This is a genomic window from Micromonospora sp. NBC_01796 (genome assembly GCF_035917455.1).
GTDB lineage: Bacteria > Actinomycetota > Actinomycetes > Mycobacteriales > Micromonosporaceae > Micromonospora_G.
Window position 1 is genome coordinate 4,462,438 of sequence record NZ_CP109078.1, and the last position, 16,723, is coordinate 4,479,160.

Annotated in this window: 19 protein-coding genes; 8 read left to right on the forward strand and 11 right to left on the reverse strand. The window is 70.2% G+C overall.

What is annotated here, in order from left to right; translation table 11 throughout:
• Positions 1-160 precede the first annotated feature (160 nt).
• Positions 161-2,434: a discoidin domain-containing protein gene (locus OIE47_RS20590; RefSeq protein ID WP_326556172.1), complete on the forward strand. Its 2,274-nt coding sequence runs from the start codon at positions 161-163 to the stop codon at positions 2,432-2,434.
• 101 nt (positions 2,435-2,535) lie between these two features.
• Here the strand turns inward: OIE47_RS20590 and OIE47_RS20595 are convergent, their stop codons facing one another.
• Both OIE47_RS20595 and OIE47_RS20600 read right to left on the reverse strand, forming a co-directional pair.
• Entirely contained in the window at positions 2,536-3,195 is a 660-nt protein-coding gene (locus OIE47_RS20595; RefSeq protein WP_326556173.1) for a hypothetical protein, read from the reverse strand.
• Positions 3,196-3,230: 35 nt separating this feature from the next.
• Entirely contained in the window at positions 3,231-3,788 is a 558-nt protein-coding gene (locus OIE47_RS20600; RefSeq protein ID WP_326556174.1) for a TetR/AcrR family transcriptional regulator, read from the reverse strand.
• A gap of 159 nt (positions 3,789-3,947) precedes the next feature.
• Between OIE47_RS20600 and OIE47_RS20605 the strand changes: the two genes are divergently transcribed.
• From OIE47_RS20605 to OIE47_RS20615, 3 genes are read left to right on the forward strand one after another with little or no spacing between them, the layout of a single operon-like run.
• The gene (locus OIE47_RS20605; protein ID WP_326563182.1) at positions 3,948-4,337 is read left to right on the forward strand and encodes a GntR family transcriptional regulator; all 390 of its coding nucleotides are present in this window, start codon (positions 3,948-3,950) and stop codon (positions 4,335-4,337) included.
• A complete protein-coding gene (locus tag OIE47_RS20610; RefSeq protein WP_326556175.1) occupies positions 4,334-5,224 on the forward strand; it encodes an ABC transporter ATP-binding protein in 891 nt (296 codons plus the stop codon). The genes OIE47_RS20605 and OIE47_RS20610 overlap by 4 nt, the downstream gene beginning before the upstream one ends.
• Positions 5,221-6,225 (forward strand): ABC transporter permease subunit, encoded by a 1,005-nt coding sequence (locus tag OIE47_RS20615; RefSeq protein WP_326556176.1) that lies wholly within the window; start codon positions 5,221-5,223, stop codon positions 6,223-6,225. The genes OIE47_RS20610 and OIE47_RS20615 overlap by 4 nt, the downstream gene beginning before the upstream one ends.
• 55 nt (positions 6,226-6,280) lie before the next feature.
• Here the strand turns inward: OIE47_RS20615 and OIE47_RS20620 are convergent, their stop codons facing one another.
• The 5 genes from OIE47_RS20620 to OIE47_RS20640 all read right to left on the reverse strand — a co-directional run bounded on the left by OIE47_RS20620 (position 6,281) and on the right by OIE47_RS20640 (position 8,316).
• The gene (locus OIE47_RS20620) at positions 6,281-6,556 is read right to left on the reverse strand and encodes a hypothetical protein (RefSeq protein ID WP_326556177.1); all 276 of its coding nucleotides are present in this window, start codon (positions 6,554-6,556) and stop codon (positions 6,281-6,283) included.
• A gap of 40 nt (positions 6,557-6,596) precedes the next feature.
• Positions 6,597-6,824 (reverse strand): hypothetical protein, encoded by a 228-nt coding sequence (locus OIE47_RS20625; protein ID WP_326556178.1) that lies wholly within the window; start codon positions 6,822-6,824, stop codon positions 6,597-6,599.
• 50 nt (positions 6,825-6,874) lie between these two features.
• On the reverse strand, positions 6,875-7,120 hold the full coding sequence (locus OIE47_RS20630) for a hypothetical protein (protein WP_326556179.1): 246 nt from the start codon (positions 7,118-7,120) through the stop codon (positions 6,875-6,877).
• Between the two features lie 83 nt (positions 7,121-7,203).
• Positions 7,204-7,482 carry a hypothetical protein gene (locus OIE47_RS20635; RefSeq protein WP_326556180.1) on the reverse strand — a complete coding sequence of 93 codons (279 nt, stop codon included), beginning with the start codon at positions 7,480-7,482 and terminating at the stop codon, positions 7,204-7,206.
• 225 nt (positions 7,483-7,707) lie between these two features.
• Entirely contained in the window at positions 7,708-8,316 is a 609-nt protein-coding gene (locus OIE47_RS20640) for a GrpB family protein (protein WP_326556181.1), read from the reverse strand.
• Between the two features lie 78 nt (positions 8,317-8,394).
• On the opposite strand from OIE47_RS20640, the gene OIE47_RS20645 reads away from it, so the two are divergent.
• Together OIE47_RS20645 and OIE47_RS20650 are read left to right on the forward strand one after the other, a co-directional pair.
• Entirely contained in the window at positions 8,395-8,739 is a 345-nt protein-coding gene (locus OIE47_RS20645; RefSeq protein ID WP_326556182.1) for a VOC family protein, read from the forward strand.
• 184 nt (positions 8,740-8,923) lie between these two features.
• Entirely contained in the window at positions 8,924-9,319 is a 396-nt protein-coding gene (locus OIE47_RS20650; RefSeq protein ID WP_326556183.1) for a GNAT family N-acetyltransferase, read from the forward strand.
• 40 nt (positions 9,320-9,359) lie between these two features.
• Here the strand turns inward: OIE47_RS20650 and OIE47_RS20655 are convergent, their stop codons facing one another.
• Together OIE47_RS20655 and OIE47_RS20660 are read right to left on the reverse strand one after the other, a co-directional pair.
• Positions 9,360-10,376, reverse strand: a complete 1,017-nt coding sequence (locus OIE47_RS20655; RefSeq protein WP_326556184.1) for a glycosyltransferase — start codon at positions 10,374-10,376, stop codon at positions 9,360-9,362.
• Positions 10,377-10,429: 53 nt separating this feature from the next.
• Complete coding sequence (locus tag OIE47_RS20660) at positions 10,430-11,608, reverse strand: ice-binding family protein (protein ID WP_326556185.1); 1,179 nt, start codon at positions 11,606-11,608, stop codon at positions 10,430-10,432.
• Positions 11,609-11,895: 287 nt separating this feature from the next.
• On the opposite strand from OIE47_RS20660, the gene OIE47_RS20665 reads away from it, so the two are divergent.
• Positions 11,896-14,145, forward strand: a complete 2,250-nt coding sequence (locus tag OIE47_RS20665; RefSeq protein WP_326556186.1) for an MMPL family transporter — start codon at positions 11,896-11,898, stop codon at positions 14,143-14,145.
• 96 nt (positions 14,146-14,241) lie between these two features.
• Here OIE47_RS20665 and OIE47_RS20670 read toward each other — a convergent pair whose 3' ends face one another.
• Together OIE47_RS20670 and OIE47_RS20675 are read right to left on the reverse strand one after the other, a co-directional pair.
• A complete protein-coding gene (locus OIE47_RS20670; RefSeq protein WP_326563183.1) occupies positions 14,242-15,057 on the reverse strand; it encodes a DedA family protein in 816 nt (271 codons plus the stop codon).
• 181 nt (positions 15,058-15,238) lie between these two features.
• Positions 15,239-15,604: a winged helix-turn-helix transcriptional regulator gene (locus tag OIE47_RS20675; protein ID WP_326556187.1), complete on the reverse strand. Its 366-nt coding sequence runs from the start codon at positions 15,602-15,604 to the stop codon at positions 15,239-15,241.
• A 130-nt stretch (positions 15,605-15,734) separates the two neighbouring features.
• Between OIE47_RS20675 and OIE47_RS20680 the strand changes: the two genes are divergently transcribed.
• Positions 15,735-16,667 carry an alpha/beta hydrolase gene (locus OIE47_RS20680; protein ID WP_326556188.1) on the forward strand — a complete coding sequence of 311 codons (933 nt, stop codon included), beginning with the start codon at positions 15,735-15,737 and terminating at the stop codon, positions 16,665-16,667.
• The last annotated feature ends 56 nt before the right edge of the window (positions 16,668-16,723 follow it).

The window sequence follows — 16,723 nt, forward strand, 5'->3', positions numbered from 1 at the left end:
CAACCGATCACGCCTTCCCACTGGCAAAAGCACGCGCCGGATTGGGGAAGGCGTTGTTTTCCTTGACACCTTCGTAACGTCCTGGATATCTTGACCGCGGGCTATTGAAACGGTTCATCTCCTTTGCGGAATCCCCCCGCTCCCTTCAGGAGGCTCCGACATGCCGCACTCACCCCTGTCCCGCTCCGCCCGACCCCGGTCCTGGCCCTGGCGGGCCGCCGGCTCGGCCGTGGCGCTGCTCGCCGTACTCGCCCCACCGGGTCTCGCCCGAGCCGAGTCCCCGCAGGCCCCGGTCGCCGCCCCGGCCCAGATCGTGCCGACCGTGGTGACCACATTCGACACCAGGGCAGCCGGTGGCGGAGCCCGCCCACTGTTCGGCGACGTCACCGGCGACGGTCGGCTCGACATCGTCTACATGCAACCGCACTACGTCGCCGACGACCGGTACGAAGGCGCGCTGGTCGCCGCGCTGACCACGTACGACCTGGACGGTCGGCTGCTCTGGCAGGCCGGCACCCCCGACCCCCGGGGTCGCAACAACGGCAGCGACATCCCGGCCCAGGTGCACGACGTCGACGGGGACGGGGACAACGAGGTCGTCGCGATCATGCACCCGGGCGGCGACACCCGTCAGCCCGGTCGGTTCATGATCTTCGACGGTGCCACCGGGCAGCTCGTACGCGACTTCGCGCTGCCCGATCGGCTCGCCCACGACGCGATCATCTTCGCCAACCTCAGTGGCCGGAACACCGCCCAGGAGATCATCCTCAAGGACCGCTACGACACCGCGTGGGCGTTGTCCGGCGACGGCACCCTGCTCTGGACCCACCGGGGCAACACCGGTCACTACCCCTGGCCGTACGACATCGACAACGACGGCCGGCAGGAGGTGATGATCGGCTACGACATGGTCGGCCCGGACGGGCAACTGCTCTGGCAGCACCGGGGCGACGGACACGCCGACACCATGTGGATGGCCGACATCGCCGGTGACGCCGAACCCGAACTCATCCTCGGCGGTGACGCGGCGGTCGCGCACGACCTGCGTACCGGTGCCGAACTCTGGCGCAACAGCGACATCGTCGAGACGCAGAACATCATGACCGGCGACTACCTCCCGGAACTGCCCGGTCTGGAGTCGCTCGGCCTGGACCGGATCGACCGGACCGCGAACGGGTACGACGGGCTGTTCCTCCTCGACGAGCAGGGCGGCATGGTCTGGCAGGAGGCGCGGACCACCCGAGGCTGCTGGGGGTCGATCCCGGAACCGATCCACAACTGGACCGGCGACCACAGCGACCTGATCATGGTGTGGAACCGGGGTTGCGGCGAGCCGACCACCATCATGAACGGCAGCGGGGACGTGATCAGCGTTCTCGACCCGGCCGCCCGGCTCTGGCACGCCGACTTCTGCGGCGACGACAAGGAAGAGGTCGTCGAGTACATCCAGGGCGCCTCCCTGACCATCAAGAGCAACGGCCCGTGCGACCTGGCCGCGAAGGTGACCGGAACCCCGTTGCCGCAGGCGAAGCGGCTCTACAACTACACCCGCTACACCGCGGGGGACACCCCGGTCGACGTCTCCGCCGGCCGTCCCGCCACCGCCACGGGTGCGCTGCCCGGACACGCCGCCGCACTGGCCACCGACGGCGACCCGGCCACCGCCTGGAAGGCCGCCAGCACGTCGGTCGGTCAGCGGTGGCAGGTCGACCTGGGACGCTGGCGCACCCTCGCCGGGATCGAACTGACCTTCCCGCGTACGGACGTGCGTGACGCCTGCACCCGTACGGTCGGTGGCACCCATCCCGGCCCGCTCACCGTGACCGACGGGGTCACCTGCCTCACCGGCACGGTCAGCGGTCCGGTGACCGTACGCCCCGGCGCCTCGCTGGTCGCCGACAACGCCACCATCGCCGGTCCGGTCTCCGCGACCGGGGCGGTCGTGGTGCGGGTGACCGGCAGCCGGATCGCCGGCCCGGTCTCGGTCGGCGGCACCACCGGCCAGGTCGTGCTCACCGGCAACCAGGTCGCCGGCCCGGTCAGCCTCTCCGGCAACCGCACCGGAAACCGGCCGGTGGTGGTGTCGGCGAACACCGTACGCGGGCCACTGGCCTGCACCGGGAACCAGCCGGCTCCGGTACGCGACGGCGATCCGAACGCGGTCTCCGGTCCCGCCACCGGCCAGTGCGCCGCCGTCCCGACCGGTCCGGCCGAGGCCGCCCAGTTCGGCTACGGCTACACGGTCGAGGTGTCCAAGGACGGCCTCACCTGGACGAAGGTGCTCGACCGGGCGGCCGATCCGGCTGGCGCGCAGATCCAGCGGGGGCTCTTCACCGGCCTCGGACGTCATGTCCGGGTCACCCTCACCGACCTCCCCGACCTTCCGTTCGCCCGACCCGGGCTGGCCGGGGTCAGCGTGCTCGGCAACCGCTGACCGACCCCGGAGATGTCCGCCCACGGACATCGACGCCGGGAAGAAGTGGGGTGTGCGGGCCCGTTGTCATCGCTGCGGCGGTGGCAACGGGCCCTTCCTCGTCACGGGGCCGGGCGGGTCGCCGCCGGTTGCCGCCAGAGGGTCAGGGCCAACCAGGCCAGGCCGACCGCGACCAGTACACCGTGGCCGATCCGAACCGCCGATGGTGTGTAGAACTGGGGCAGGAAGAGGGCGAAACCGAGCGCGAGCGGGATGCCGGTGGCCCGGGGGAGCAGGCCGGAGCGCCAGATCGCCACCGCCGCGAGCACCGCGCCGACCCCGAGCAGGACCAGGCCGATCCCGAAGGTGGTGATCGCGACCGGGCCGTAACGTACGGCGTCGACCAGGTCGAGCAGGTCCAGCGGCTGCCCGTCGGCGGAGCGGCCGGCGATCGCGTTCAGGGCGAAGTCCTCGGCGCCGTAGTAGGGCAGGGTCAGACCCGCGCCGATCCAGGTGGTCACGACACCGGCGGCGGCGAGGGCTTCGCCGGGCGTACGGGCGACAAGCGACCGTACGGCGAGCAGTGCCAGCGGCAGCAGGATGAACCCGATCATGGCGAACAGGTGGGAGGCGACCCACCGCCCGGAACTCATCGCCTCGGTGGCACCGGCAACCGTGGTCTCGTCCGTCCACGGCCGTACGGCGGGGTAGAGCAGGAACATCAGCGCGGCGACGGCGGCGGCGAGCGCACCGAGCCGGATGCGCGTGTCTGGGGTGGACATTCCGGTGTCTCCTTCGGTGGAGGGGCGGAGCGCGGTCACGGCCGGGGCAGGCTCGCGACGAACATCCGGATCAGTTGCTCGTACGTCTCGTCCAGGTCCTGGGGCAGGCCGAATCCGCCGCCGGCCTCGATGGAGACGAACCCGTGGCCGATCGAGCGCAGGCACCGGGTGGCGTGGATCGCGGCGTTCCGGTCGAGCCCGTAGCCGCGCAGGACCGCGAGGAAGACGTTGAGCAGCCGGGTGGCGGCTTCGACCACGGCGGGATCGTGCAGCGGGTCGGCCGGCATGGCGGCGTACCGGGCGGGGTGTTCGCGTACGTAGTCGCGGTAGGTGTGCATCAGCACGGTCACCGCCTCGTCGCCGCTGCGCCCGATCACCGCGTCACCGAAGCGTTCGGCCATCTCCGTCATCACCCGTACGCCGACCAGGGCGCGCAGTTCGGCGATGTTGCCGACGTGTTTGTAGAGCGAGGGGGTGGCGACCCCGGTGCGGGCGGCGACGGCGGCGAGGGTGAGGGCGCCGGCGCCCTGTTCGTCGACCACGTCGAGCGCGGCGCTGACCACGGCCGGGGTGGAGAGCCCGGCCCTAGGCACCCGGTGCTCCGGTGGCGCGACGGCTGACCGGGACCGTCTGGCTATCTCCCATAGCCCAAAAGCTAATGGCCGTAGCCGAGAACTGTCAAGTGGCGGTTCTTGACATCCGGGGGAGGGAAATAGCTATTGTGCTAGTAACCTAGTTGAATCGAGATGATGGTGATCGAGTTTCACCTGGACGGCCGCTCCGGCGTCTCGCCGTACATGCAGTTGATCCACCAGGTGCGTCAGGCCATGCGGTTGGGCCTGCTGCGCGAGGGTGACCGGCTGCCCACGGTCAAGGACGTCGTGGCGAAAGTGGCGATCAACCCGAACACGGTGCTCAAGGCGTACCGCGAGCTTGAGTACGAGGGACTCGTGCAACCCCGGCCCGGCGTCGGGACGTTCGTGACCCGGACGCTGAGCGACGAGTCGCTGGCCGCGCACGGCCCGCTGCGCCTGGAACTGGAGCAGTGGCTGACCAGGGCCCGAGCAGCAGGCCTGGCCGAGGAGAGCATCGAGGCCCTCTTCCTCAGCACCTTCCGCGCGCCCGCCGAGGAGAAGGCATGACCCCGGTCATCGAGACCAACGGCCTGGGCAAGCGGTACGGCCGCCGCCAGGCGTTGTCCGACTGCACCCTGAGCATTCCGCCGGGGCGGGTGGTGGGACTGGTCGGCCCCAACGGCGCCGGCAAGTCGACCCTGTTGCAGCTCGCCTGCGGCCTGCTGGCACCGACCTCCGGCACCATCGAGGTCCTCGGTGCGCGTCCGGCGTCCGGGCCGGCGCAGGTGGCCAGGGTCGGCTTCGTCGCCCAGGACACCCCGACGTACGCCGGACTGTCCATCGCCGACCACCTGCGCCTCGGCGCCCGGCTCAACCCCGGCTGGGACAACGACCTGGCGACCGGCCGGATCAGGCAACTCGGCCTCGATCCCGGTCAGAAGGCCGGCAAACTCTCCGGCGGTCAACGGGCCCAGCTCGCCCTGACCCTGGCCATCGCGAAGCGGCCCGAGCTGCTGATCCTCGACGAGCCGGTGGCCAGCCTCGATCCGCTGGCCCGGCGCGAGTTCATGCGGACCCTGATGGAGTTCACCGCCGAACACGAGGCCAGCGTCGTGCTCTCCTCGCACCTGGTCGCCGACCTGGAGCGGGTGTGCGACTACCTGATCGTGCTGGCCGCGTCGAAGGTGCAGGTCGCCGGGGAGGTGGACGAACTGCTGGCCACCCATCACCGGCTCACCGGGCCCACCCGTGACCCGGCCACGTTCCCGCCCGGTCACCAGGTGATCCAGGCCAGCCACACCGAACGGCAGTCGACCGTGATCGTACGCAGCTCGGCACCGATCGACGATCCGTCGTGCACCGTGGACAGGCTCGACCTGGAGGACCTCGTCCTCGCCTACATGACCCAGGCCGCCACCGTCGGCCGTACACCCGTGCTGGAGACGTCCCGATGACCTGGCTCACCTGGCGCCAATTCCGTATCCAGGCGTGGATGGCGCTCGCCGCCCTGGCCGCGCTCGTGGTCGCGCTGACCGTCACCGGACCGAACCTGGCCCGGCTGTCCCGCAGCACCGGGCTGGCCGCCTGCCAGGCGAACTGCACGGCAGCCGCCGACACCTTCGTCAACGAGGCGATGACCGTGGTGAACAGCCGCGTCTACGTCGTCGCCCTCGTGTTCATGTTCGTGCTGCCCGGGATCATCGGGGTGTTCTGGGGCGCGCCGCTGATCGCCCGTGAGCTGGAGACCGGCACCCACCGGCTGATCTGGAACCAGAGCGTGACCCGTACCCGGTGGTTGGCGGTGAAGCTCGTCGGAGTCGGACTGGTCAGCATGGCCACGGCCGGTGTGTTCAGTCTCGCGGTGACCTGGTGGGCCGCGCCCATCGACAAGGCCAACCTCGACCGGATGCTGCCGCTGGTCTTCCCGGGCCGGGGCATCGTCCCGATCGGGTACGCCGCCTTCGCGTTCGTGGTCGGGGTGACCGCCGGCATGCTCGTACGTCGCACCATCCCGGCCATGGCCGTCACCCTCGTGGTGGTCGTCGCGGCCCTGGTCGCCTCGCCCCTCTACCTCCGCCCGCACCTGGTCACCCCGGTCAGCTTCACCGCGCCGCTGGACACCTCGGCCATGCAGTCGGTACGCATCACCGAGAGCGACATGACCGTCACCGGCCAGGTGAATCAACCGGGCGCCTGGGTGGTGTCCAACAGGACCGTCACCCCGAGCGGCCAGCAGTTCACCGGCCCGGCCGATCTTCAGACCTGCGGCCGGAAGACCTTCTCCAAGGAGGGATGCACCGCCTGGCTCGCCTCGCTCGACCTCCGGCAGCAGGCCGCCTACCAACCGGCCAACCGGTTCTGGGCCCTCCAGTGGTACGAGACGGCCGTCTTCGTCGCCCTCAGCGTGCTCCTGTCCGCCTTCTGCTTCTGGTGGGTACGCCGCAGGCTCGCCTAGCCCCGCCGGTCAGCCCGGGAACGGAGAGCGCACCGTCCGGTGCCGGTGCCGGTGCTCAGATCGCGCGGAGTCGGCGACGGGTCGGGGGATCCTTGATCCAGCCGATGAACCGAGCCTCCACCTGCTTGGCGGTCAGTTCGGGCAGGGCGGGTGCCGCCTTGTCGCGGAAGTGACGCATGAACGCGGCCAACCGATGGGGGTCGTTCGGGTAGAGGATCCACATCCGGCGCCGGAAGATCGGACAGGGCCACTCCAGGCCGTCGTCGCGGCAGAGCCAGTCGTCGCCGGGGCGGTGCGGGGCGCTCAGGTCGTCGTCGATCTCGTCGGTCACGCCGGCGCTCCTTTCATCGTGAGCCGTGGTCCGTTCCCCATCAGGTACGGCGCACGGGCACCCAGCCGATGAAGCGTTCGTCGAGAACGCGGGAATCGGGCGGGGTGCGGAGCTTCGGGGCGATGGTGTCGAGGTCACCGAGCGCCTCGACGAACTGGCCGGCGAGGAGCAGGGTCAGGCTCGGCGTCCTGTCGCGGAAGCCGTCGACCAGGGCGAGCCGCGCATCGGCGCAGGGCCAGGGCTGGGCGACGAGGCGGCAGATCCACAATGGACGTAAGGGTAGATGTAGGGCAGGCGCGATGATCGACCGGGCCACCCTCACACCCCACACCCTCCGGGTACGGCAACCGCCTGCGCTGGTGCGTACCCCGGGAGTGCCTGCACCCGGACGATCAGCGCGCGGTCCGGTCCATCGCCTCCACCAGGCAGGATCTCCACGCCGATCAGCCCCTGCCAGGCGTCGGCGCCCTCGGGCACGTGCGTGACCCGCAGCCGCAGGGTGCCCTCGCCGAGGTCCTCGGCCTCGTCGCGTACGCCGAACAGCGCCGACCCGACTCGGCGCATGTTCTTTGTGGGGCGGAACGCTCGGCAGGGATGCCGCCCTGGTCGAGCGTTCCGCGTGGTCCGCCGTCGGGTCCCGCCGTGGACTAGAGCGGGCGGCGGTGGTCGCTGAAGGTGTAGACGGATGGCGCCCCATCGGCAGCCCGGCGGTACCACAGATTTCCAGCCGTACTGGTGCAGACGCCGTTGATGGTGTAGGTGTACTCGTCGAAGGCGTAACCAGTTGGGTCGGCGCTGGCGGCATACCACTCGCGGAACGGTGCCATGTCCTTGAACCGCATTTGCTGCCACTGGATGGATTGGCAGCCGGCAGCACTCGCAGGTTGAGGAATGGCGACGGCACCCATCGAGAGTGTGGCGGTCACGACCGCTACCCGTAGTAGACGCCTCATGATTTCTCCCCGCTGTCGGTAGTAACTCCACATGGCTCTGAATGAGTCCATGGGTACGTGATCTGGCTCAGCGTATTGACGCCGGACGGTTGGGTGCCAGCGTCGATGCGCGTCCCGGACAGCGGGGGCGTGTCCGGCCTGATTGCAGGCTTGTCCGGTGGTTGTCCCGGACAGGAACTGCCGATCCGAGCAAGCCTGTCAGTAGGAAGGCTCCGGAGGTGTGGCGAAGATACGGGCGTAGATGGCATCGATCACGTCGTTCTTCGCCAGGTTATAGTCGCCGGGTCGGTCTGCGGTGTTCCGGGCGAGGCGCCGCTTGGTTGTCGCGTACAGTTCCCGGTCCTCCGGATGCGAGCGCAGCCAATCGCGGAACAGCCGGTGCCGTACGGGTTCCGGCGCGTCCTGGGGCCACACGTGCAGGTTGACGTCCTCGGCGGTGCTGACAAGCATCCGGTGCCCGTGCCACCACGGCTCGCGGAGGACGAGTCGGTAGCCGAGCGTTTCCAACGCGGGGACGTAGCGGGACTCGTCCGTCGTGTCCTCGACGAGGAGATCGATGTCGATGATGGGCTTCGCCGCCAGTCCCGGCACCGACGTGGACCCGACGTGTTCCACTCCGACGACCAGGCCGCCGAGCGCTTCGGTGAGCGGCGAGCTGGCGGCGGCGAACCGGTCCACCCAGGCCGGGTCGTAGTCCTCGATGACGATCGACTGCCACCTCGCCGGCGGATCGCCCACCAGGGCGGCGGCCATTTGCTCGGGGGTGCCGTGATAGCGCTGCGTGACGTCCTGCGGGTACTCGGCCAACTCAACCTCCGGAGATTGCAAAGTTGGCCAGACTACGACATCCGAGACGGCTACCCCCATGCGACCTAGCATGACCTCGTGACGACCATAGATCTGTTCGCGGGAATCCCGGTCCGCGACTACGCCTCGGCGGCTGCCTGGTACGAGCGACTTCTCGGCGCCCCGCCGGCATTTCTGCCCAACGACGTCGAAGCGGTGTGGGAGCTGGCCGAGCACCGGTACGTCTTCATCGAGGTACGGCCCGAGCACGCGGGGCACGCCATGCACACCGTTTTCGTGGACGACTTCGACGCCCGCATCCCCCAGATCGCCGAACGGGGTCTGGAGCCGGACGAGCGCGAAACCTACGACAACGGCGTACGCAAAGCCACTTTCCGCGACCCGGACGGCAACGAACTCGCCTTCGGCGGCGCCCCGCTCTAACCCCCCGCCCCCGCCCCCGCCCGGCGATCTTGCACTTGTGGCGGTACGCAAAACCCAATAAGTCAGGCATTCCCGGGCGCCACAACTGCAAGATCGACAAGGGGAGTGGGGTGGGAGACTCAGCTACGTGAGGATCGGGCGGGCGGGTGTGGGTGACGTTGTGGGCTTGGGCCGGCTGTTGTGGGTGGACACTCTTGAGGAGGAGCCGGCGCGGGGGGCCGTTGAGGCGTTCGGGGTGGAGCTTGCGGGGTGGTGGGGTGCGCACGAGGACTCGCATGTGGCGTTTGTTGCTCGGCTGGGCGGACCGGAGATCGTCGGCATGGCCTGGGTCGCGCTCGTACCCCGCGTCCCGAGACCCGGCGCGACGAGTCGGCTGTCCGCGGACATCCAGAGCGTTTTTGTCATGCCGGAACATCGAGGCCGGGGGATCGGCTCGGCGCTCGTACGGGCTGCTTCGGAACATGCGACCGACCTCGGTGCCGTTCGCGTGACGGTCCATTCCGGCCGCAGGGCGGTGCCGGTGTACGAACGGCTGGGCTTCGAGTCGTCCCGGCAACTCCTCCAGCGACCGCCGGACTAGCGCGGCGCTCAGGTGTGTGGCCTCCGGTCAGGTCGGAAATTCAGCCACGTTCGGCGTACGCCGGTAGGTGGCGGGCGACCTCGTCCGGGGAGGGCATCCGGGCGATCTCGTCGGCGATCGTACGGGCCGCGTCGCGGTGGTAGTTGTGTCCGTCGCGCGGCAGCAGCTTCCGTACCTGCTCGGCGACCGCGTCCGGGCTCACCTCGTCGGGGAGCAGGCGCAGCCCGGCGCCGGCCGCGCTGACCGCGTCGGAGTTGGCGAACTGGTCGGCCCCCTGGGGCAGGAACAGCTGCGGGGCGCCGACGCCGAGCGCGCCGAGGGTGGTGCCGCTGCCGCCGTGGTGCACCACCACGTCGACGTACGGCAGCAGTTCCGCCTGGGGTGACCAGGTCTGCACGGTGACGTTGTCCGGCAGGTCGCCGAGCTGCTCGGGGCGTACCCGGCCGGCGGCGACCACCACGCGCGCGTCCAGCGTCGCCAAGCCCTCGATGGCCGTGGTGAGCAGCTCGGGGGTGCCGAACGCGGTGCCGAGGGTCAGGTAGATCAGCGGCTGCGAGCCGCGCTGGATGGCCCCGGTCGCCGCGGCGGCCGGGGCGGAGAACGGGACGGGGCGCAGGACGAGGCGTTCCTCGGTGGCGAGGAAGTGCTCGTCCTGTAGGGAGGGCGGGCAGATGTCGACGTGCGGGCGTCCGGGAGCCTCGGTGTTGTTCGTGGGCAGATCGAAGCCGATGCCCTCGGGGATCAGGCGTCCGAATCCGTGCCAGATGCCGGGGATGCCGGCCCGCGCGGCGGCGACGGCCGCTCCGGGCAGACCCCATTCGTGTACGACGAGATCGGGCTTCAGTCGTGCCAGTTCGGGTTCCAGGTCCTCGGCGTAGATCTCGTAGAACGAGTCCGCGGGGCGGAAGGGCCGCAGTCCGTTCGCCGCCAACGCCCCGTGCACGTCCTCACCGGCGGCGAAGTGGACCTCGTACCCGGCGTCGCGTGCGGCGATCGCGAGCGGGATCAGCGGATAGGTGTGTCCCACCGAGGCAAGGCTGGCGAACAGTACGCGCATGCCGAGAATCTACGCAGGACACCGTGCCACCCGGTCCGGGCGGGCTCGGGGGATCAGGCGACGGAGAACGTGATCGTTCCGGTGTAGGAGCCGGCGACGGCGGACAGGGGCACCTCGATCGTGACGGTCGGATCCCAGGTCGCGGTGTTGTTGCCGACGCCGTCCGTGAGGGTGTAGGCGATACGTTCCTCGTCGATGATCTCGGCGTCGTCCTCCGTGGGTTGGCCCGAGGTGAACGTCCCCGCGCCCGTGGTGTCGGCGATTCCCGACCAGTAGGAGATGTACTCGTTCGAGATCGTCGCGAGCGGGATGTCGGTGTTGGTGAAGTCCGTGGCGACGACCGTCGCGATCCACGACGGTTCCGACAGGAGGCGCTCGTCCGTCACCGTCACCGGGCCCAGGTTGTCCGACAGGATCCCGTCGGGGCTGGCGCTGCCCAGGTCCACCGGTGCCGGCGCGGTGATCGACAACTCGCCCGGTACGGCGCAGGTCGATGCGGTGATCGTCGTGGTGTCCAGGCTGACCTGGCCGCTGCTGGCCAGCGCCCGACCGTCGACCTCCGCTCCTCCGGCGCTGCTGATCGAGGCGGACGCGAGGATGTCACCGCGCAGTACGGAGTCGATGCCGAGCGTCGCGGAGCTGCCGACCTGCCAGAAGACGTTGCAGGACTGCGCTCCGTTGGCCAGGGTGACCGTGCTCGAGGTGCCGGTGGTGAGGGTGGAGGCGGCCTTGAAGATGAAGACGGCGTTCGGGTCACCCTCGGCGTCGAGGGTCAACGCCCCGGAGAGCTCGAACGCTCCCGAAACGGATTCGTACACGCCGGTGGGCAGGGTGGTTCCGCCGAGGTCCTCCGCCACCGTGCCGGTGGTCGTACGCCCCGCGGCGTTGTTGTACGCGGTGGTCAGATCGATCTGGGCCTGTATGGCCGGGGCGTCGTCGGGGTGGATGTCCCCGTTGACCACGCCGGGAGGGAATCCGCTCACCGTCGCGCCCGGGCTCACCCCAAGGTCGCCGTTGACCACCGACAACCCGGTGTTCGTGACCGTCGTGCCGGCGAGCACCGCGAAGTCGGCGGCTGTGCCCAGCGGCACCGGCACCGTGAGCGCGCTCGCCACGGGTGACCTGACCAGGACGATCGCGACCGTCGTCGCGAAGATCAAGGTCAGTGCCAGTGCGGTCCGGACAGCGGCGGTGATCGTCCGGCGGGCACCCGTGGGTCTGGGGGGCGGCATGGGTCTCCCCTCGGTGCCGGCATACGGAAGGAACGGATAATTTCACCTTAAGGACCTGAAGTGGGCTAAGTGTCCGAAACTCGCTCAATTGAGCCCTTACCGTGCGGTCAGGTGTCCAGCGGCACGATGTCGTGGTCGGCGTCGCCGTGCGATCAGCGGGTACGGACCGGCGGAACGGCCCGGCCCTACGGTCGGGTCTGCCCTACCCCGGTGGCCCGGACAGCCCTACCCGCAACCGGGGTGTGAGCCGGATCGATCGAGGACCGCCCAGCTCATAGCGTCGAAGCATGACCACGACGACCGTTCTCCCGCCGCCGGCACCCCGGCCGGACCCGTACACCCGACCGGGCCGGCACCGGCCCGGCAACCTCGCCGCGCGGGTCGCCGGATGGAGTGCCCGGCACCGCACCACCGCCATCGTCGGCTGGCTGCTGTTCGTGGTGGTCGCGACCGCCCTCAGCGCCATGCTCGGCACCGTGCAGGCCGCCGACAGCTCGTACGGACACGGCGAGTCCGGCCGCGCCACCGAACTGATCGCCGCCGCCGGTTTCCCCGACCGGGCCGGGGAGATGGTGTTGATCCACAGCGACTCCCAGGTCGCCGGCACACCCGCGTTCACCGACGCCGTCACGGCCACCGTCGCCGCCGTCGAGGGGACCGGCCGGGTGGAGAACGTACGCGCCGACGCGGTCTCGGAGGACCGGCACTCGGCCCTGGTCACCTTCGACCTGTCCGGGCCCTCCGACACCGCCGCCGACCGGGTCGGTGCCGTACGCGACGCCGTTGCCGGGGTGCAACGGGAACACCCGGACCTGATGGTGGCCCAGACCGGGGACGCCAGCCTGGATAAGTCGATCAACGAGATCCTGGCCGGGGACATGCACCGGCTGTCCATGCTCTCCATCCCGGTGACCCTCGGCATCCTGATCGTGGCGTTCGGCGCGCTGCTGGCCGCCGTACTCCCGATGGGCCTGGCCCTGACCGCGTTCCTGGCGTCCCTCGGCCTGCTCGCCGCGGCCAGCCGGCTGGTGCCCGCGGTCGACACCACGATGCACCTGATGCTGCTGATGGGTCTCGCCGTCGGCGTCGACTACTGCCTGTTCTACCTGCGCCGGGAACGGGAGGAACGGGCGAAGGGCGCCGACCCGGAACGGGCCCTGGCCATCGCGGCGGCCACCTCCGGCCGGGCCGTGCTGATCTCCGCGCTGACCGTCATCATCGCCACCTCGGGCATGTTCCTGACCCGCGACACCGTCTTCGCCAGCCTCGCCACCGGCACCATCCTGGTGGTCGCGATCGCCGCCCTCGGCTCGCTCACCGTGCTGCCGGCCGTGCTGTCCAAGCTCGGCGACCGGATCGACCTCGGCCGGGTGCCGGGGCTCTACCGGCGCGACTCGAACGGCCGGGGCTGGGCCCGCTTCCTCAACGCGGTGCTGCGTCGGCCGGGGCTCTCCGCGGTCCTGGCCACGGCGGCGCTGCTCGCGCTCGCCGTGCCGGCACTCGGCATGCGCACCGCCGAGGAGGACATCACCGCGCTGAAGACCTCCGCGCCGGCACTGGACACGTTCCTCCGGGTCGAGTCCGCCTTCCCCGGCGGCGGCGACCCGGCCGTGATCGCCGTCCGGGCCGACGACGTGACCACCCCGGCGGTCACCGCCGCCATCGACCGGTTCAAGACCGAGGCCCTGGCCGCCGGTGCGCTGCACGAACCGATGACGGTCGAGGTCAACCCCGACCGGACGCTCGCCGTGGTCAGCGCCGGACTGTCCGGCACCGGCATCGACACCACCTCGGAACAGGCCGTACGCACCCTGCGCGAGGACGTCATCCCGCGCACCGTCGAGGGTGTCGACGGTGCCGAGGCCCTGCTGACCGGGCGGGCCGCCGACTCGGTCGACTACAACTCCGCGATGGGACGCAGTGCCCCACTGGTGTTCGCGTTCGTCCTCGGCCTGGCGTTCCTGCTCCTGCTCGTCTCGTTCCGGTCGCTGGTGGTGGCGCTCACCGCGATCGTGCTCAACCTGCTCTCCGTCGCCGCCGCGTACGGCCTGCTGGTGCTGGTCTTCCAGCACGGGTGGGGCGAGGGGGTGCTGAACTTCGAGTCGGCCGGAGCGGTCACCAACTGGGTGCCGCTGTTCCTCTTCGTGATCCTGTTCGGGCTCTCGATGGACTACCACGTCTTCGTACTGAGCCGGATCCGCGAGGGCCACGACCGGGGGTGGCCGACCAAACTCGCGGTCTCCCGGGGCATCCGCGGCACCGCCGGCACCATCACCAGCGCCGCCCTGGTCATGGTCGCGGTGTTTGGGCTGTTCACCACCGGCTCGCTGGTCTCGATGAAGGAACTCGGGTTCGGCCTGGCCGTCGCGGTCCTGATCGACGCGACCATCGTCCGGGCCGTCCTGCTGCCGTCGGTGATGGTCCTGCTCCGGGAACGGAACTGGTACCTGCCGGGATGGCTCGGCTGGCTGCCCACCCTCTCCCACGGCGAGGCGCACGACGAGGACGACCGGGTACGACAACCGATCGGAGTCTGATCGGCGTCAACGGGGGAGGACGGACGTCGTACGGGGCCGGGGGGCTCGTACGGCGTCCGTCCTCGTCCACTGTCTACCGGTGCGGTCGGTGGTGCCTCACCACTGGTCGGTCGGCCGGCGCGGGGTGCCGTAGAGGGTGCCCCGGGAGGCACGGGCGCGGGCGACCGGATCGGTAGCCTGCCCCTGGTATCCGTCCGGTGCCGGGTAACCGGCGTACGCGTCCGGCGCCGGCCGGGCCTGCGGCAGGTCCGCCTCGTCCACCTGGTCCGGGGAGAGTCGGGCGCGCCGGGCCCGGAGCAGCCGGGTGGTCACGAACCACCCCACCGCAAGTACGCAGACCACGATCACGACGTTCTGGAGGATCCCGACGTAACCCTCCACCACGTGCCAGTTCTCGCCGAGCAGGTAACCCGCCATCACGAAGACGGTGTTCCAGATCAGGCTGCCCAGCGCGGTGTAGAGCAGGAACGTGGTGACCCGCATCCGTTCCACCCCGGCGGGAATGGAGATGAGGCTGCGGAAGACCGGGATCATCCGGCCGAAGAAGACCGCCTGCACCCCGTGTCGGAGGAACCACGCCTCGGTCCGGTCGACGTCGGCGAGCTTCACCAGGGGCAGTTTCGCGGCGATCGCGCGTACCCGGTCCCGGCCGAGCAGCGCACCCACGTAGTAGAGGGCGAGCGCGCCGACCACCGAACCGATGGTGGTCCAGATGATCGCGCTGGCCAGGCTCAGGTTGCCCTGGCTGGCGGTGAATCCCGCCAGCGGCAGGATCACCTCGCTCGGGATCGGCGGAAACAGGTTCTCCAGGGCCACCGCCAGACCGGCACCCGGACCACCGAGTTTCTCCATCAGACCGGTCACGAAGCCCACGATGCCGCCCGAGTCGGGCGAGGGATCGGCGGCGAGCAACGAGCTGGTGTTCCACTCCCAGGTTCCATTCACCCGGAAAACGGTACGGGGCCATCCTGAGCGTCACCATGAGGTGCACCGCCCTCCTGGGCGGTGGAACCTCAGCGCCCGGTTGCGGTAAACCGCACCCCCTCGGGACACCTCGTCGAACCGGCAGCAGCGGCGGATGAGCGCCGGCCGGTCATGGCCCGACCCCGCCTGCCGTCCCCGGTGCCGGGTCGCTGCCGTGTTCGGTCGCCCAGGCGCAGATCGCGGCGAGTGGTTCCCGTAGCGTCTGGCCCAGGTCGGTCAGGGCGTACTCCACGTGCTGGGGTGCCGTGTCCTTGAGGACCCGTCGCTGCACCAGTCCGTCGGCCTCCATCCCGCGCAGCGTCTCGGTCAGCACCTTCTGGGTGATTCCGGGCAGCCGGCGGCGCAGCTCGGCGTGCCGCTGCGAGCCGGCCAGCAGTCCGTAGATCACCAGCACCCGCCACTTGGCGCCGAGTCGCTCCAGGGCCTGCCGTGTGGTGCAGCTCTCCACCAGCACGTCCGGGATCACCAGGGTCATCGTTACCTCCTGCGGGCGCGACGGGTGAGCGGGCGGACGGAGGGGATGGGCACCGGAAAGTGCCTTCTGGGCAACGGATCGGGACGCGCCTACCGTCGGGATCAACGCTAGCCGATGGCAGGGGAGTGGGATGTCCGAGCCGATCGAGATCCGTACCGAGCGGATCAGTTTTTCCTGTGAGGGCATCGAACTGGTCGGCGTCCTGCGGTTGCCGGTCGCCGATCGACCGGTGCCCGCGGTGGTTCTCACCGGCCCGTTCACCGGCGTCAAGGAGCAGGTCACGGGTGGTTACGCCGACCGGCTCGCCCAGGCCGGGTTCGGCACCCTCGCATTCGACCACCGGGGTTTCGGGGAGAGCGGCGGACGCCGGGGGCACGAGGACAGCCAGGGAAAACTGACCGATCTGCGGGCGGCGGTCGGGTTGCTGGCGGCGCGGGACGAGGTGGACCCGGCCCGGCTCGGTGTGGTCGGGATCTGTCTCGGTGGCGGGTACGCGGTCCGGGCCGCGGCGGCGGACTCCCGGCTCCGGGCGGCGGTCGGCATCGCGGGTGCCTACAACAGCCCGGAGTGGTTCGCGCGGCAGTCGGGGATCGGGGGGTACCGGTCCGCGCTCGGCTCGTTCCTGGACCGGTACGACGAGTACCTGCCGGCCGTGGCGCCGGACGGCGGCGAGGCGGCGATGGGCGGTGCGGAGCCGTACGCGTACTACGGCACCGCCCGCTCCGCCTCGCCGTCCTGGGAGAACCGGGTGACCAGGGGATCACTGCACTCGCTGATGACCTTCGACGCGCTCGGCGCCGCGCCGCTGCTCGGGGCGACGCCGCTGCTGGTGGTGCACGGCCGGGTCGACGACTACTGCCGGCCGGAACTCGCGACGCGGTTGTACGAGCAGGTGACCGGCGTGAAGGAGATCGTCTGGCTGGATACCGACCGGCACATCGACCTGTACGACACCGAGCCGTATGTCTCGGGGGCGGTCGAGGCCTGTGCCGACTTCCTTCACCGGAACTTGGCGACCGCACAGGACCCACAGCGTTCGAGGTTTTTGTCCGATACAAGGTGATTTCTGGATACCCTCCCCCTGGACCGGAAGCGGGGGTGGTGTGCGGTGAAGTCGTA

Coding starts and splice junctions, on each gene's coding strand:
- OIE47_RS20590 (WP_326556172.1), top strand. CDS start 161: ATGCCGCACTCACCCCTGTCCCGCTCCGCCCGACCCCGGTCCTGGCCC.
- OIE47_RS20595 (WP_326556173.1), bottom strand. CDS start 3,195: ATGTCCACCCCAGACACGCGCATCCGGCTCGGTGCGCTCGCCGCCGCC.
- OIE47_RS20610 (WP_326556175.1), top strand. CDS start 4,334: ATGACCCCGGTCATCGAGACCAACGGCCTGGGCAAGCGGTACGGCCGC.
- OIE47_RS20615 (WP_326556176.1), top strand. CDS start 5,221: ATGACCTGGCTCACCTGGCGCCAATTCCGTATCCAGGCGTGGATGGCG.
- OIE47_RS20630 (WP_326556179.1), bottom strand. CDS start 7,120: ATGCGCCGAGTCGGGTCGGCGCTGTTCGGCGTACGCGACGAGGCCGAG.
- OIE47_RS20655 (WP_326556184.1), bottom strand. CDS start 10,376: ATGCGCGTACTGTTCGCCAGCCTTGCCTCGGTGGGACACACCTATCCG.
- OIE47_RS20660 (WP_326556185.1), bottom strand. CDS start 11,608: ATGCCGCCCCCCAGACCCACGGGTGCCCGCCGGACGATCACCGCCGCT.
- OIE47_RS20665 (WP_326556186.1), top strand. CDS start 11,896: ATGACCACGACGACCGTTCTCCCGCCGCCGGCACCCCGGCCGGACCCG.
- OIE47_RS20675 (WP_326556187.1), bottom strand. CDS start 15,604: ATGACCCTGGTGATCCCGGACGTGCTGGTGGAGAGCTGCACCACACGG.
- OIE47_RS20680 (WP_326556188.1), top strand. CDS start 15,735: ATGTCCGAGCCGATCGAGATCCGTACCGAGCGGATCAGTTTTTCCTGT.